The sequence below is a fragment of the Ignavibacteria bacterium genome, from assembly GCA_036262055.1.
Classification (GTDB): domain Bacteria; phylum Bacteroidota; class Ignavibacteria; order Tepidaquicellales; family Tepidaquicellaceae; genus DATAJP01.
Genome location: DATAJP010000003.1, coordinates 1,156,755 through 1,172,717 on the forward strand (window position 1 = coordinate 1,156,755; position 15,963 = coordinate 1,172,717).

The 15,963-nt window shown below is 33.0% G+C and carries 13 protein-coding genes; 5 read left to right on the forward strand and 8 right to left on the reverse strand.

Annotated features, from left to right (window positions below; genetic code table 11):
• Positions 1–99 precede the first annotated feature (99 nt).
• Entirely contained in the window at positions 100–1,536 is a 1,437-nt protein-coding gene (locus VHP32_12175; GenBank protein ID HEX2788646.1) for a hypothetical protein, read from the forward strand.
• A gap of 19 nt (positions 1,537–1,555) precedes the next feature.
• On the opposite strand, the gene VHP32_12180 is transcribed toward VHP32_12175, so the two are convergent.
• A complete protein-coding gene (locus VHP32_12180; protein HEX2788647.1) occupies positions 1,556–2,158 on the reverse strand; it encodes a hypothetical protein in 603 nt (200 codons plus the stop codon).
• A gap of 4 nt (positions 2,159–2,162) precedes the next feature.
• Positions 2,163–3,527: a DUF3943 domain-containing protein gene (locus VHP32_12185; protein ID HEX2788648.1), complete on the reverse strand. Its 1,365-nt coding sequence runs from the start codon at positions 3,525–3,527 to the stop codon at positions 2,163–2,165.
• A gap of 431 nt (positions 3,528–3,958) precedes the next feature.
• On the opposite strand from VHP32_12185, the gene VHP32_12190 reads away from it, so the two are divergent.
• Positions 3,959–4,999 (forward strand): MBL fold metallo-hydrolase, encoded by a 1,041-nt coding sequence (locus VHP32_12190; GenBank protein HEX2788649.1) that lies wholly within the window; start codon positions 3,959–3,961, stop codon positions 4,997–4,999.
• Between the two features lie 5 nt (positions 5,000–5,004).
• On the opposite strand, the gene VHP32_12195 is transcribed toward VHP32_12190, so the two are convergent.
• The 5 genes from VHP32_12195 to VHP32_12215 all read right to left on the reverse strand — a co-directional run bounded on the left by VHP32_12195 (position 5,005) and on the right by VHP32_12215 (position 11,008).
• Positions 5,005–7,779: a hypothetical protein gene (locus tag VHP32_12195; GenBank protein HEX2788650.1), complete on the reverse strand. Its 2,775-nt coding sequence runs from the start codon at positions 7,777–7,779 to the stop codon at positions 5,005–5,007.
• Between the two features lie 703 nt (positions 7,780–8,482).
• Positions 8,483–9,301 (reverse strand): hypothetical protein, encoded by an 819-nt coding sequence (locus VHP32_12200; GenBank protein ID HEX2788651.1) that lies wholly within the window; start codon positions 9,299–9,301, stop codon positions 8,483–8,485.
• Between the two features lie 7 nt (positions 9,302–9,308).
• On the reverse strand, positions 9,309–9,764 hold the full coding sequence (locus VHP32_12205) for a DUF4402 domain-containing protein (GenBank protein ID HEX2788652.1): 456 nt from the start codon (positions 9,762–9,764) through the stop codon (positions 9,309–9,311).
• 2 nt (positions 9,765–9,766) lie between these two features.
• Entirely contained in the window at positions 9,767–10,348 is a 582-nt protein-coding gene (locus tag VHP32_12210) for a DUF4402 domain-containing protein (protein HEX2788653.1), read from the reverse strand.
• A 129-nt stretch (positions 10,349–10,477) separates the two neighbouring features.
• On the reverse strand, positions 10,478–11,008 hold the full coding sequence (locus tag VHP32_12215; GenBank protein ID HEX2788654.1) for a DUF4402 domain-containing protein: 531 nt from the start codon (positions 11,006–11,008) through the stop codon (positions 10,478–10,480).
• Between the two features lie 394 nt (positions 11,009–11,402).
• On the opposite strand from VHP32_12215, the gene VHP32_12220 reads away from it, so the two are divergent.
• The 3 genes from VHP32_12220 (at position 11,403) to VHP32_12230 (ending at position 15,476) form a co-directional block, all read left to right on the forward strand.
• On the forward strand, positions 11,403–11,726 hold the full coding sequence (locus VHP32_12220) for a hypothetical protein (GenBank protein HEX2788655.1): 324 nt from the start codon (positions 11,403–11,405) through the stop codon (positions 11,724–11,726).
• A gap of 166 nt (positions 11,727–11,892) precedes the next feature.
• The gene (locus VHP32_12225; protein ID HEX2788656.1) at positions 11,893–14,181 is read left to right on the forward strand and encodes a TonB-dependent receptor; all 2,289 of its coding nucleotides are present in this window, start codon (positions 11,893–11,895) and stop codon (positions 14,179–14,181) included.
• Between the two features lie 11 nt (positions 14,182–14,192).
• On the forward strand, positions 14,193–15,476 hold the full coding sequence (locus tag VHP32_12230; GenBank protein HEX2788657.1) for a sialidase family protein: 1,284 nt from the start codon (positions 14,193–14,195) through the stop codon (positions 15,474–15,476).
• Between the two features lie 57 nt (positions 15,477–15,533).
• On the opposite strand, the gene VHP32_12235 is transcribed toward VHP32_12230, so the two are convergent.
• Positions 15,534–15,963, reverse strand: a 430-nt coding sequence (locus tag VHP32_12235) for a hypothetical protein (GenBank protein HEX2788658.1), incomplete at its 5' end; no start/stop codon positions are given.

Sequence of the window (15,963 nt, forward strand, 5' to 3'; positions counted from 1 at the left end):
ATTTAGGCAAAGAAAATTATAACAATATGCACCTTAAAGAATATGAAAAAAATATGATTTTTGTATTATTTTCAAATATTTATAACTATTTTGCATCTTATGATAAGTATAAATTTAATTTCCACCTTAAAAGGATTCAATAAAAACGAATTTTTTAAATTTGATGAATTCATCAAATCGCAGTATTTCAATAAAGAAAAAAAAGTAATTTTATTATGGGAATGTTTAAAAAAATATTATCCTGACTTTAACGTTGAAAATTTGCCAAAAGAGGAAATTTTTAAAAAAATTTACCCTGATGAAAAATTTGTTGAAAGCAGAATAAGAAATTTATGCTCAGACCTAAAATTGCTTGCAGAGAAATTTCTGATGCAAGAAGCTTTTATGAACGATGAGCAGGGGAAAAATTTATACAAACTTGGAGCTTTCATAGAAAAAAGAGATTATAAGTTGTTTGTAAAAAGATATAATGAAATGTTAAGCAGGCAGTCGGTGGTTTTGCTTGATGACAGCACAATTGGAAATAATCTCAAACTTTACGGTTTAAAATTTGCTTATCTAAATGCAGTGAATGCCAAAGCATCAGACATGGAAGAAATATTTAAAATTATTAACAATGAGACTATTAAATCTTTTTTAACCGGATATTTTAAGAATTGCGAACGCATTTTAAATAAAAAACGAAATTTTTTTAATTATGGATATGCACCGAAGTATTTTGAAACAGCACAAAGCATTATTGAGAACGACCCTGATGAATTTAAAAATGATTCATTTCTTTTGTTGAATTATTATTTAGTAATGTTATACATTCACTATGATAATAAAAATTTCAGCAAGCTTTATGATTTTCTTTTAATGAACTTTAAGAAGATTAATCGGGGATATGCAACCGATGCGTTTGTTGCTTTAATAAATTATTGCAGAACCCAATCCCTCGGTGGAGTTAGAGAGTATGATTATAAAGCGTTTGAATTGTATAAAACAATGAGTGATAACAAAATATGGAACAAAGAAAACCGTTTGCGTCCTACAGTATACAGAGGCGCTGTAAGTGTTGCAGGAAACTGCGGTGAATTTGAATGGGCACAGAATTTCATAAATGAATTTAAAGATTTACAGCCAAAAGAGCATATTGAAAGCAATTATTTCCTAAGTTGCGGCAGATTATATTTTGATATGAAGCAATACGATAAAGCCATAATAAATCTTTCAAAAGTCAGGAACATTGACTCTTTGTACAAATACGAAAGCGATACATTATTGATGCGGATTTATTATGAAACAAATGCGGCTGAATCTTTGTTTTCAAAAATTGATGCATTCAAACATTGGATTAATAATAATGAAACGGAAATCTCAGAACGCTATAGACAAATATTCAAAAAAATGATAGAATGTTTTGATGCGCTTTCAAAGTTACGATTAAAACCTGACCGGTTTAAACTGAAAAAATTAAAAGATAAAATTATAGAAGAAAAGGAATTAGTTAACCGAAATTGGATTTTAGAAAAAATTGAAGAGTTGAATTGTTAATAAAGATAAAACTAAAATTTTATTTTAAAAAATATTCGATACCAAGATTGTACTCAAATCCTGTCATCATGGCATCGTCCTGATAAAAGTGAGAGTTAACATTTACCGATAAATCAAGTTTTAAGTTTTTATATAGATTAACATATGTTCCCACACCTGTCTGCCAGTAATATTTAACGAGAGTCTTTTCCTCTTTTTCCCCGTTCAAATTAACTTTCTGAGAAATAATATTTATTCCATTATTGAAAGAAATATAGGGCTGTGCAATTTTTAAATCAAATAAATATTTTCCGCCGATTACAACAGGGATTATGGTTGAACCTGAGTTCTCAGGAAAGTTGATGTCCTTTTTGTTATGCAGAGTTAAATATCCTGTTTTAAAATTTAAAACATAATTAGACGGATAATTTATTCCGTAAATCCCATAAATTCCCGTAGTATGCGACCAGACATTTCCGAAATTTCCCAGATGCCTGACATATGTTCCCTGCAAAGAAAAAAATGAACTTGTCTCGGATTTCTTATCTGTTTTTTTGAGAGAATCCTGTCCGAAGGAATATTGAAAATTCAACGTTATAATTAATATAAAAAATAAAATTATTTTATATAAACTATTCATCATATATTTAAAATTTAAATATGGCAAATATTCTTGCGATAGGGCTTGTTCTTCTTATCTCACCCTGTATAGGGTATCTGCTTGTTCTCCAATAAGTACCTAAAGACCCGCCGATTGCAAAATATGCATTAATCGGCAATGTTCCTGTAGCATTAAAATTATAAACATGGTGTTTTGAACCGGGAGTGCCCGATTGTGTCCAAAACCAAAACGTAGTGTAACTTAAGCTTGCATACTGCCAACCGGGTCCGTTGAATGAAGCGTATGCTCTTGCAATCAATCCTGTTCCCAGGTCATAGTTTCTACCTTCAGCTCCGTTATAAAAATCATCCGGAGTTCCTCCCATAAGCAATGTTCCGACATTTACATTTCCAATTACATTGAATTTTTTATTAAATTCATATTTTGAACCGAGATTTGCTGAAAGAGACGGACCGCCGAACTCATACGCTGAATTACTTGCAAAGTCATATGATAATAATATTGAAAAACTGTGTTTTACTTTTTCATCATCCCTCAATTTCCATCCTGTTAAGATGCCATAAGAACGTAAATCGGAAACTCTGTAACTGCTTTTATTGGATATTGAAGCCGTAACAAAGAAAATTGAGAACGGAATTTTTAAATCACTTTCAAATTGGTCGCCGTAATTAACATCAAAACCAAACAGTCCTTCCAAAAAAGTATTTCTTGTAATATCCGAACCTTGATTAATTATTCTTCTTATGCCTCCGTTAACAGAAAATGAAAAGTATTTAGGTTTTCTAAAAGGTGTATTGGCATAAACCCTGCTTGCTTCACCCGTAATTAAACGATTAACTCCTCTCACCGGATTTACAAGTCCTCCAAGAATTTCTCTCCAAACTCTTTCAAAACCTCTGGCTCTATTATCTGTTATCATATTTGAAATCCTATAAGTCATTTCACCTAAATTAACTCCTGATACACTTGTGTTTATCCAATCATTAATGGATGGCCGGAATGTTTCTGCAAAGTATTCCCAGACAGCACTTCCCAAAAATGCAAACGGAGCAGATTCCCAGAATCCATAACCGTTTGTTCTTGCAGCATTGAAATAGAGATTACCATGATAAGGATGAGAGAAATGATTGGTTAAAAAATTGTCAGTGTCATAAGTAAACCCGTGTTTAATATTTTCCCACCATGACCTAAAAGATATTTCTTCCCAGCCGGGCTTTGTAATAAATTTAGCAATACCTAATGGTATGAGCTGAAGAAGCATCATTTCTGTTGATAAAGCTATAACATTTTTTTTCCGGATTAACTCTATGTTATCTTTATCATCATTTAAACGAAGGTTTATGTTTGCAGTATCATTTGATTTTTTTACAAACTTACTGCTGTCAGTCATATTGCTGTCAAGAAAAAAAGTGTTTTGTTTAATTGTATCGGATAGGTTTAATGAATCAGCCTGGGAACGCTTTTTTTTATGTATATTTTCCTCAGAAAACCTTTTTAAATCCTGCAGTGTTTTAATTTCACAATTAATGCTCTTAATATTTTCCTGTACAGATAAAATATCATTTGCTTTTACTTTACAATTTAGAACCAAAAAAATTATAAATAAAAATAGTGATTTTAATATCATGAATAATTATGCAAGTAAATAAAATAAACTATTAATTTAAGGTAACTGAGCTGAATGGTTTGCTAAAATAGTGATTTTGGCACGATTAATAAAGTTTATTCAGCTAAATAAATACTAATATAAGAAACTTAAACAAAGCTAAAAAAGTTTAATATATTATGGAGATTTATTTTATATTTTAAAAATAGAGCTATATGAAATCATTATTTGCGAAATGTATAATTATTTTATTTATTCCTGTTTTTTTTAGCTGCGCCGCTATTAATGAAGTTCTTAACGGAATACCGGATGTCTTTGGCGGAAAACCCGAAAGGGTTAAATATAAAATGAAGTACCCCATAAGCGATTCGGTGAGATTTTCAGCTTTATGGATTGGACATGCAAGCGTATTGCTTCAGATTGAAGATAAGGTAATACTCATTGACCCTGTTTTCGATGATGTAATCGGTGAGTTAATGTTAAGAAAAGTTGAAGCCGGGCTTGATATAAAAAACATTCCGAAACTTGATATGATTTTAATTTCACATGCGCACATGGATCATCTCAGCTTGACAAGCTTGAGAGAGCTTGACACCAGATTTCCCGATGCAGCTCTCGTTTATCCTTATGGTGTTGAAGAATATTTGCAGCATTATAATATGCAGACTTACAGCATGAGAACTGGAAACAGCGCTGAAGATTTTTATTTTGGAGAAACCATGGAAATAAAAGATGTTAAAGTTACAACAGTGTTTGCTGACCATTCCGGAGGAAGGTTTTATGTTGACCAGTATACAGGATATGGATTTACAGGTTATATGATTGAGTACAAAGATATAACAGTATTTTTTGCAGGTGATACAGAATATAACAGAGAAGCATATAAAGCTTTAGGGAACAGGTTTACTGTCGATTTAGCTTTAATTCCGATTGGTCCCTGTGCTGATTGTGAAAAAATAAATTTTGGAAATCACGTTGCAACATTCGGAGCTCTGCTTATATTTGATGACATAAAAGCAAAATATATGATTCCGGTTCATTATGGTTCTAGCGTTTATGGCTCAAATACCGACCAGCCGGCAGTAACTTTAAAAAAACTCATTGAAAAATATACAACTCACAATGTTTATGGAGAAAAAGTTTTAATTCCTTATAAAGATAAGATAAAAATTCTTGATGAAGGTGAACAGGTGGTTTTTGAATACAAAAAAGACACTACCGGAATTCCACTGCAGACTATAAATGAAAACGAGTAATAAAATTATTTTTGAATTTCGAGTGTGAAATCAAGTTCCGGTGCTGAACCATTTTCTTTGGTTCCGGGTATTGTAAAAGTAATTTTTTCAGGATATGACACAGCATTAAGATTTTTTAGAAGACTTGGTTTTACATAAGCCACATAATTTCCCGGCATAAATTGAAGCGCATAAATACCCCCGTCAAAAAAGCTGGAAAGAGTTGTTAGTTCATTAGTTTCCAAATTTTTCACTATAACCTCAATTCCTCCGAATCTTAATTCCTGCTCCCCGTTTTTTACTGTAATCGAACCATATACCTCTTGCGACATATTAAAAGGTATGTCTATCGGTTTGTAAATATTGGCGGATGGAATAAATGAGAATCTTCTGTATTTCGGTATAAGAAGCGGGTTTGTAAGAAAAGATTCATTTACTTCAACAACACACTCTTGATTTGGCACTAATTCGGTTACGCGCAAAATATCCTCATCGGAATTATCCAATGCCGCTGATTGTTTAAAATTAAGCTTACCATTCTTTAATATCTCTTCTCCAGTATCATATTTTCCATTATTATTCTCATCATAAAACATTCTGAAAGATACTGCGCTTGTGCCAACTTGATTTCTGTTATATAACAAGACCTTTTTATAATTAAGGTCCATGCCCACACTTCCCTGAACTGAAGTGGACATTGAGTTCTGACCGACAGTTACAAAGTTTCTTACAAAAGGAAGGTCAAAAACAAACTGTGCACTTATATCATTGCTGCCGGGTTTAAAGTTTGTCTGATACTTAAGCTGAACTTTGAAGTTATTTGTAATATTTGTAGTAAGCGTAGTCTGAAAATTTTCAAATTCCTTATTTGACACGTTATAATTAACATTCAAATTAAGCATATTTCTTTTTAAAAATCCGAAGCTTGGAAGCATGTAATCCGTTCCAAGAAATATTTTATTTGCTATAATGCTTGATTTCTCACTTTCAAGGTTCTCTCCAATTGAAGAAATGTTAGTTCTGGTATGGCTGAATCTCAACGATGTGCGGAAATCTGCGAAATTAAAACTTTGTTCTAAATCTGCTTTTAAAACAGCAGTGTTATTATAATAATTGGTATTCTTAACCTGAAATTGTGTTACAAAATTATCTCCGGCAAATTCAAAAGGCACTATTCCTCTAAAGTGAGATTCTGCTGAAATTCCGGCTTTATTGTATATTTTATTATCTTCAAACTTTGTATATCCCGCCTCAAAATATAAATTAGATAGAAAAGAAGCATTTAAGACTGCGCGATTATAAATCTTTGGAGCAACAGTAACATTAAATATGTATTGTGAAAATAATCTTGCTGAAACTGAATTAAAAAAAGTGAGTTTTTCATCAGCGCTTGTAATTTTTTCAAAACCTGCGCTGTTGGTAAGCCAATTAGTTATACCGACTGAAACATCGCCGGAAAGAAGCTTTTCTTTCGTATCATATAATTCACCATAAGAAACATTGTAGTCAATCGATCCCTGAGGTAAAAATCCTGTCGGTATCTGTATCTTTTTTTCATTTTCTATTATTTCTCCCGTCGGACTGAATATCTTCAGGTAAATATAATTTGAACCGAAGTTCAGAGGAATTTCAAAAAATACGTTTCCAAGAGCATCAGCTTTTTGATAATCATACAACTGATTGTTAATATATAATTCAACATCAGAATTAGGAATGGTTCTTTCGGTGAATGTATATTTATCAAAGGACACGCGTGCTTCAACAGGCGTATTGGTTATCTGAATTCCATTTACTATCCCATTATATCTGCCTGTATAGTTCAACTGACCTACAAAAATTTGATTTAAAAACGAATTTTTATTAAAAGCATACTTCCATAAAAAATTACCTGTCGTGTTTTTAAACTTATTTTCTTCAAAACTTCCGCTAATTGAAGTCTTAAGGTCTCCGCCAAGAAGCTCGGTTCCAAGATCGAGATTATAGTTATATGCCGGATCTGAATTTTTCATAAAATTAGATGAAATGGAATAATCCAGAAATCCTGCATTTAAATAGTTTCTTTCCTTTTTATATACTAAAGGCACCGTAATATGCTCTTCATTTTTTTTAAGCTCAGTTCTTCCAACTTCTCTCTCATGATAAATCATGGCAGGCAATTTATCCGGACTTTTTACTTCAACTACAAGCTTATTAAAATTAACCTCAATTGTTACATTGAATAAATTTTCAAAAATAGCAGGGTGGATATAATATATATCGTTCAGTAACATAAAATCAGTCTCACTGAACTGAATATATTTTTCACCAATTTTTACGCTTTTGTGCTCGAAGTCTATAGTATAATTCTGATTGCTCGATATAAAAAGTCCTTGTATCAGCTTCTTTGAATTTTTAACCTCATAATTGATTTTCAATCCTTTTAAAAATTCAACTACAGGTAAATAAATCTTATCTTCCGAAAGAACTGCAGAAAGAGGATATGCAAAAAGCTTTTCATAACTTAGGTTTAAAAAAACTTCTTCAGATAGTCCGCTTTTTACAAAGTAGTTGCTTCCTGAAGGAACATCTTTTGGGGTTTTCTCAAAGGGGTTATAAAACGCAGTAGGGTCGTTAGAGGTGTTGTTTGGGTTATTGTTTGGGTTATTAGTTGGGTTATTAGTTGGGTTATTATTTAAATTCTCGGGATTACCGGCAGAAATTGATGGGTTATTATTGTTTGAACCAGGGTTACTTGAATAAGGGAAATCTGAATTGGGATCGTTTGCAAAAACGTAATTCAGTGGTAAGTTGTTTGAATACAAAGCAGAAATGCCTGTAAACAAAACTAAAAAACTAAATAAAACTGTAAAAAAGAAAAAATTTTTTACTCCCAAAAATCCCCCTAATAATGTTATAATTATCGTTGTGTAATCAATTAAACTAACTTACAAATGCTATCAAAAAGGGATTTTAAGAATTGTTGTTTTCGGTGTGTTGTTAGAGCAAGTAACCGTGATAACCCCCTTTTTGTAATAACCCCCGATCATAATACAAATAATTATTTATATTATAATCGTATTCAAATTATCTTTATTGTCAAAGGTTTGCAATATAATTTTCAGCTTTTTAAAATGGCTTTTGAAGTCATTCGACTTATTTTGTGAATATAAGAATGTCTTAAAAATACACAGAATTAGACGATTTGAAAATTATTTAATATTACTACTAACTTTTTAGGTTTTTTAGCTTCCGAAGTGTTGAAATTTTGGATAAAATTGAGGTTTGTTTTTTAATATGAATTTTTGAGATTTTGGTTTGGCGGCCCGGAAAAAATTAAGAATTGTTGCTAAAATTCAATAATTTTCTTAAAAAAGATTCGATTGCGCTCTGTTATTCCACAATATTGGCGAAAAAAAGTTTTTTAACTAACATTTTTATAAAAAAATGGAAATGCCTTTTTAGCTTTATTAATAACTTTAAAAATAAGCTAAAAAGGCATTCCTAAAAAACCTTGTTGAATTCTATTTATTGAACAGAAAAGTTAATAGTTTTTTCAACTGGCGCAATCGGAAAATTATCACTTTTTGGTATATCCTGAGTGTCATCAGAAGTAATTCTAACTATAAGAGTGTAGTTACCCGGAGGTAAATCGGTTAGAGGAACCTCATATTTTCTTTTCATATTGAAATAAATTCCCGCAAATTCATTTCTTTCATAAACTACATTTTGTGAACCGTCTAAAACTTTATATTCAAACTGTGCAAAGAAAGGTTGATCACCCGATGCTGATAAATCCGATACAAAGTTTACAGAAGATGTATCCTGGTTAACCGTCAATTCATTAAAGACTATATTAGAATTGAACTGTTTGTTTTTATAAATTACAGTTGTGATTTGATTCAAAACAAAATTTACTTTTGCCGATAAGTTTCTTGTTGTATCCGAAAAAATTGTTTTAGTTTGTGTCGATGTAACCATTCTTGTCCAATAGGTCCCCGCAGCAAGATTAGCAGGAGGGTCAACGGTCATTCTGACTGTCTGTTTTTCGCCCGGCTTAATAAGAAATCTTTTGGGGAAGATTTTAAGCCATTCATTGAGAGCATTCATTCCCGGTGTTGGATTGTCCTCATACTTCATTGTAACATTACCGTTTTCATCTGAAACGGGATAACCAAATTGAAAATTTATTGAAACCTCTTGTTCTTCATTTGTCTGGTTGATTACCGTATAGGTGCCGAATTTATTTTGATTGTCAATAAGCACAACATAAGGCGTTATGACTACCTGTGCATTAATTGAGCCTGCAACAATCAGAAAAGCTATTAAAATAAGAATTTTTTTCATAAGAATTTTAAGGATTAAGAGTTACTTTTACGGTTATTGTTCCCGTATATGGTCCCGGTTCAGTCATTGATGTTGTATTTAATGTTCCTCCCAGCCATATGTAAATAGGAGCATTATTCTGAGTTACCTGAACATGAAGCTGCTGATGCGGATCAAAAGATGTGCTTGTAGCAGGGTTATTAGTCATGCTCCAGCCCGTTCGCGTTGCATCAAATGTTACAGGAACTGTATATGCCCCATTAGTAAAATTGGTTGGCAATAATAAATCGATATAAACATGTCTTTTTTTATCGCTGACAACTGTATATTTAGCTGCGCTTGAGCTTGTTTTTGATATATCACTTCCTTCAGTCTGGACTATTTCTCCAAAATTCAATTCATTTATCACATTAATCTTGATAGTTTGCGCAAATAATTTCGCATTAATAATGAAAAAAATCAATATTAAAATAACTTTCTTCATGGTCAGTATGCAATTGATATTGTATAAGTGCCTTCATAAACCCCGTGAGGTTTATTTGCACTGACAGTTATGGACCCGCCCGCCCATAAATAAACGGTGCCTATACCGCTTAAGCTCGGAAGCACAACACTGGAACCGCTTGTTACATCTACCGGACTCACATAATTACTATTAGTGCCTGTCCTTTTCAATGTGCTTGAATTAAAAGTTAAAGTAGAAACCGTTCCACCGTTCACTCCAACCCAGGCAGAGTTAGACAAAGTTACAGTGGATGGATATGTTATAAAAATTGACTTACCCTGTTCACCTGTAGCCAGAAATTTTTGTCCGTTCTCGTTTGTAATTGTTACGGTCTGAACAGAGTTTGTAACAACCACATCGCCGAAGTCCAGCGAGTTAGAGCCAACCAAGCTTATGGCTACTCCTCTAATTATAGTTGCATATCCTGTGGAATTCTGTGTAAAAATTTGTGTGGGCTGGCTGTAAACATCAGAACTAATGAATGCAAAAAAAACAATAATTGAACAAATGCCAAATTTGTTGGCTATATATTTTTTTAAGACTGAATATACATTTTCATACACCAAAATTATTATAAATATTATGTTATAAAATTACTATAAACATTAACGCCCTATAAATTTTCTTTATAGGGCGTTATATAAAATATCACAAAAAAAATTACATTAACAGAGAAATAATTTTCTACTGGTTTAGTAAGCTACACTTACGTTAATTGTTCCGACATAATCTCCCTGAGGTTGATTTGCGGGAATAGCAATTGAACCGCCAATCCAGAGATAAAGTGTTCCGATACCACTGACATTGGGAAGATTAATTTGTTCACCGCTTTCTAATTCTTCAGGACCGGTATAAGTTGAACTTGATCCTGTTTCATCTGCTGTGTTAGTAGTGAAAGTTATAGTTGACTGTGTTCCTCCGTTAACTCCTACCCAGGCATTATTGTTGAGTGTGGCTGAAGAGGAATAAGTCACTGTGGTCGCACGGTTTGGATGACCCGTGACAAGAAATTTCTGACCATTTTCATTTGTGATTGAAACGTTTTGCGAACTTGTTGTTACTACAACTTCACCAAAGTTTAAAGTGTTTGTTCCGGTTGTGGTAATGGTCAAACCTCTGATTAGAGCAATGTTAACGTTTGCATTTGTGTTTGCAGAAGACTGAGCAAATGCTGAGCTTCCATAAAGACAAAAGAGCATTACAATGAAGAGTATTTTTTTCATGTTGTTTGTACCCCCGATATATCCTTTCATTTTGTATTTAAAATTTATGAACAATTATATTTGAAAGCAGATTGAATAACAAGCAAATTATAAAATAAATTATTAGTTACTGCACTGCATTACTATAAATTTTACTAAAAATGAAGAAAAAAACTATAATTTCTTTCAAATTGTTTAAAAATAGACTTTTTTTAAAAATGAATTTTCACATTTTTTTAAATTAAGACAATTTTTTTTATTAAAAAACATAGCTGAAAAACTAATGAGAAAAACGGGGTATTTTATGAAAACCCATTTATTAAAATTGATTTAGAGACGGGTTTTATGTAATTTAATTAGATATTTAATGAAAAGAACACTAAAAAATATTATATGTATCTGCATAATTTGTGTTATGGGTCTCCAAGCAGCAAATTTTGCTTTTTATTTTGTCCTTTTCAAAATCAATCAGCAGAAACTTATCGATGAAGTTTGCGAAAAGGTAGTCGAGAATTGCAATGCATGCTGTTATCTCGACAAGAAGATAACTGAGCAAAATGGAGATTCAAATACCCAAAAAAGCAACGTAAATAAGTTCGAGCTCAAAATTCTTGATTATACAATTGCAAATTTTTTGCAACAGGATATCTCAAGCAGTAATCTTATAAGCTATCATAGTTTTTCCGATGGTATTTTCAATCAATACTATTCATTTCCGGAACCGCCTCCAAAAGCATAACTCACTCCAATTTTATTTCAATCAATTATTTTAATCAATTAATTGAAAATTGAACAGCAGGTTTATATCTGCAGGTTCATACATTTTATAAATGTTTTAAATGTCGGGGGATAAAGGACATTTAATAATGAACATTTACTAATTAAAATTTTTCCTTACTCTTTTAATGAAAAAAATATTATTATTTCTCATTCTTCTTTTTTGTTACGTCACATATAGCGAAGCTCAAACTGCAATAAATGGTATTGTGTTTGATAATCTTACGAACGAACCTATAGAAGGAGCTGTTGTTTCAGATAAAAACAACAGAACTGTAAATGCACTTTCAAATAGCTCCGGAAATTTTGTTCTTACTTCGGACTATATAATAGACAGTATATACATTGATGCAGGAGGTTATAAACCAAGAGTTATAGCAGTGACAGGCACAAATATAAATATTGCATTATCACAGTCTGCATTTGAAGTGAACGAAATAATTGTTTCTGCAAACCGCGAAAGCCAGCCGAGAACCGAAGCTGCTCTTACGATTCAGACAATTTCAAAATCAACTATCAGCGATACAAAGGCAACCAGACTCGATATGCTTGTAAATAAAATTTCGGGAGTTTACATGGTTGACCTTGGAAACGAACAGCATACAATGTCGATAAGACAACCAATAAATTATAACAGTGTTTATCTATATCTCGAAGATGGAATTCCAATCAGAACAATAGGTGATTTTAATCATAATGCTTTAATAGAAATTAATCAGGCATCACTCCAAAAAATTGAGGTAATAAAAGGTCCCGCATCTTCTTTATACGGAAGTGAAGCAATAGGCGGCGCTATTAATTTTATAACACAGTCGCCATCACTTACTCTAACACCAAAACTTCAGGCAGAAATCGGAAGCAGAGGATATAAACGGGCTGATTTTTTTATATCGAATACAATTAATAAATTCGGCTTTTACGCGGGGGGTTATTTTGCTGACCAGAGTGAAGCAGAAAATTTACATAATAATTTTCGCAAAGGGGCAGTTACATTAAGAGCAGACTACGTGTTTAACGATAATTCCGAACTTACTGCAACAGCGGATTATATTAACTATGATACCGACCAAAAAGGCGGATTGGACAGCGTTCATTTTTATGATAAAGATTATACCAGTAATTACAGATTCACCTATCGTAAAGTAGATGCATTCAGGTTCAAAACAGCTTTAAGCCACAGATGGAATTCCAGCACCAACACAAACTTTACTCTATTATATAGAAATACCTCAATAGGGCAAAATCCTTTTTACAGAATTTCGAACGTTCAGGGGAATCCTTCAAAAGCAAATGGGCAGATTAATGAAGATGCTTTTCAAAGTTTCGGAGGCATAATCCAGCACAGCAAAAGTTTTGACTTCCTGAGCGCGAAATTAATTTTAGGTATCAGCGGTGATTTCAGTCCGGCCACATATAACGCAAAATATATAAGCATAGACAGAAATTCGGAAAATGTTTATTACGCTTATACAGCAACCGATTCTTTATTGACAGATTACAAAGTTGATTTATTCAATACAGCAGCATATACACAGTTCGAGTTTAATCCGACAGCAAAGATGAAATTTATTGCAGCTGCGCGTTATGACAGGATGGATTATAAATTTGTTAACCATCTTCCTCCAAGCGCATATACCGGAGCTCCAAGCACAACTAATAACTTCGACCATTTTACACCGAAAGTCGGCATCACGTATGGTTTCACAGATAATAAAGGAATATATGCAAACTATAGTGTCGGGTTTACACCGCCGAATATAACCGAATTATACACAGGGGTGAAAGTTCCCTATTTAAAACCTTCTACTTATAATAATTATGAAGTAGGAGGATGGTATGGCTTTAATGATGGAAGAGGTTATTTTGAACTTTCTCTTTACCAGTTGGAAGGATTTGATGAAATTGTCAGCGTAAGACAAGCGGACGGAACATATCAGAATCAAAATGTCGGCGAAACCCGCCACAGAGGAGTTGAATTTAATTTCAATTATTCTCCGATTAATGATGTTTGGTTACGAATAGGCGGAACAATAGCAAAACATGAATACATAAGTTACTCTATAAATAATGTTAGCTTGTCAGGAAACGAAATGAGCCAGGCACCTCCTTATTTTGCAAACTCCGAGATAACGTATAAGCCGTCATTTTTTAGAGGTTTCAGAATAGGTTTGGAATGGCAGGCAATGGGGAAATATTATACCGACCCTCAAAACACAAAACAATATGATGGATTTAATATTTTCAATATGAGGGCAGGATATCAGTTTAAGGGATTAGACGTATGGGTAAATTGTCTCAATGTTGCAGATGAAGTTTATGCAACTTCGGTTGAAACAAGCGCGTTCGGAACATCATATCGTCCGGGACAGTTAAGAACTTTTAATGTTGGAGTCGGATATTATTTTAATAAAAAATAGCAATAGGTTTAATGAAATATTTAAATATAATAATATTTTTAGCAGGAATTTCGTTTGTATTTTCATCCTGCACTAAAAAAGAATCGGAGATAACTCAACAAAACAATAAGAATGAAATTGTTCTGGATTCATTTGCCAGCTCATGTCCATATCTGACTGATGACGGAAAAGGAAATATCGTGATAAGCTGGGTGAGAGAAATGAGTGACTCGTCTCGGGTTATGTGCTATGCAATATCAACAGATGGCGGAAATACTTTTGGAACTCCCGTAATTGTTGCGGGTAGTGAAAAAGTTAATCCTCACGGAGAAAATCTTCCTAAGATTTTATTTAAACCTGACGGAGGAATTATAGCTATCTGGGGAATAAATAAACCTAATCTGCAAAATGAATATGCCGGTCTTATATATTATGCTCAGTCAACCGACAATGGTAAAACATGGTCAGCTCCGCAACCGGTCAGCAAAGATACTGCAAGCATTGACCAGCGGTATTTTGACATAGCGATGATTTCAGAAAATAATGCAGGGGTTATCTGGCTGGATAATAGCCGCAGAATAGCGAAAGAAGGTTCTACTCTTTATTATGCTGTAACAAACGGTTTGCGCGGATTTGAAAACGAAAAACCCATTGCAGGTCCATGTTGTGAATGCTGCAGAACAAACCTTCTTGTCGATAAAAACGGAAATATAAATGTTACTTACCGTGATTTAATGCATGACAGTATCAGGGATATTGTGCATACAATATCTTTTGACGGAGGAAAAACTTTTGTTAAAAATAAAAGGATCAGCGATGATAACTGGGTAATCAGAGGTTGTCCGCATACTGGTCCTGATGTTGCACTAAACAGCACAGGATTGAACTTTGTATGGTACACGATGGGCGGAGGAAGTGGAGTGTTTTTCTCTCAGTCAACAAATAACGGAAATACGTTTTCACCAAGGAATAACATAAGCTCGGCAGCATCTGCAAAGCATCCTCAGATAGCAGTAAGAAGAAATAATGATTTGCTTATTGTGTGGGATGAGCTTAACACGAGCAATGAAAACGATAGAATAGGATTGCAGTACAGAAGTGCCAGTGGTATTCCGGGAAATATTGAATATATTACTTCAGAGAACACATCGAATTCGTTTCCTGTTTTAAAAATTATTAACGATGCAAAAGTTTTAATTGCATATACTCAGAATGTAGTTCATGAACATGGTGAAGAAGAAGCACACGACTCTCATGAAAATCATAGCGCTCATAAAAAAACGCGTGTGGTGTATCAAATTTATGATATTAAATAATAAGAGCTTATTCCAAATTTCAATAAGCTCTTTTTTTATACTGAACGGAGTTTTTATTTAAAAACTTTTCGACAATCCTGCAGTTACAATAAATTCATCCTTGTTGCCGTATCTGAATAATTCTTCTCTGTAAAAACTTTGTTCTGCAATTAAGAAAAAATCTCCTAACATCCATACCGGAACACCGGATGTAAACGACAATGTTGTTTTTTTATTTCTTCCAGTCTCTTTTGTGAAGTTAAGCCCAAGCGAGTTAGTCCAGATATCAAACAAGGTATAGCTCCCCGATAAATCAAAACCTGTTATGTTTGATTTATCATTTGCGGCATTTTTTGCGTTATATGAAACGGAAGCTGAAAGCGACAATCCCGGAATTTTCTTAAAGAAAATATCTTCCCTTATGGTGAAATCGACCAAAGAATAATGAGTTGAGTCCATCGGTCTGTTGTCTTTGCTGTTTGTAGAAGTTACCATAAGCATCGTATTG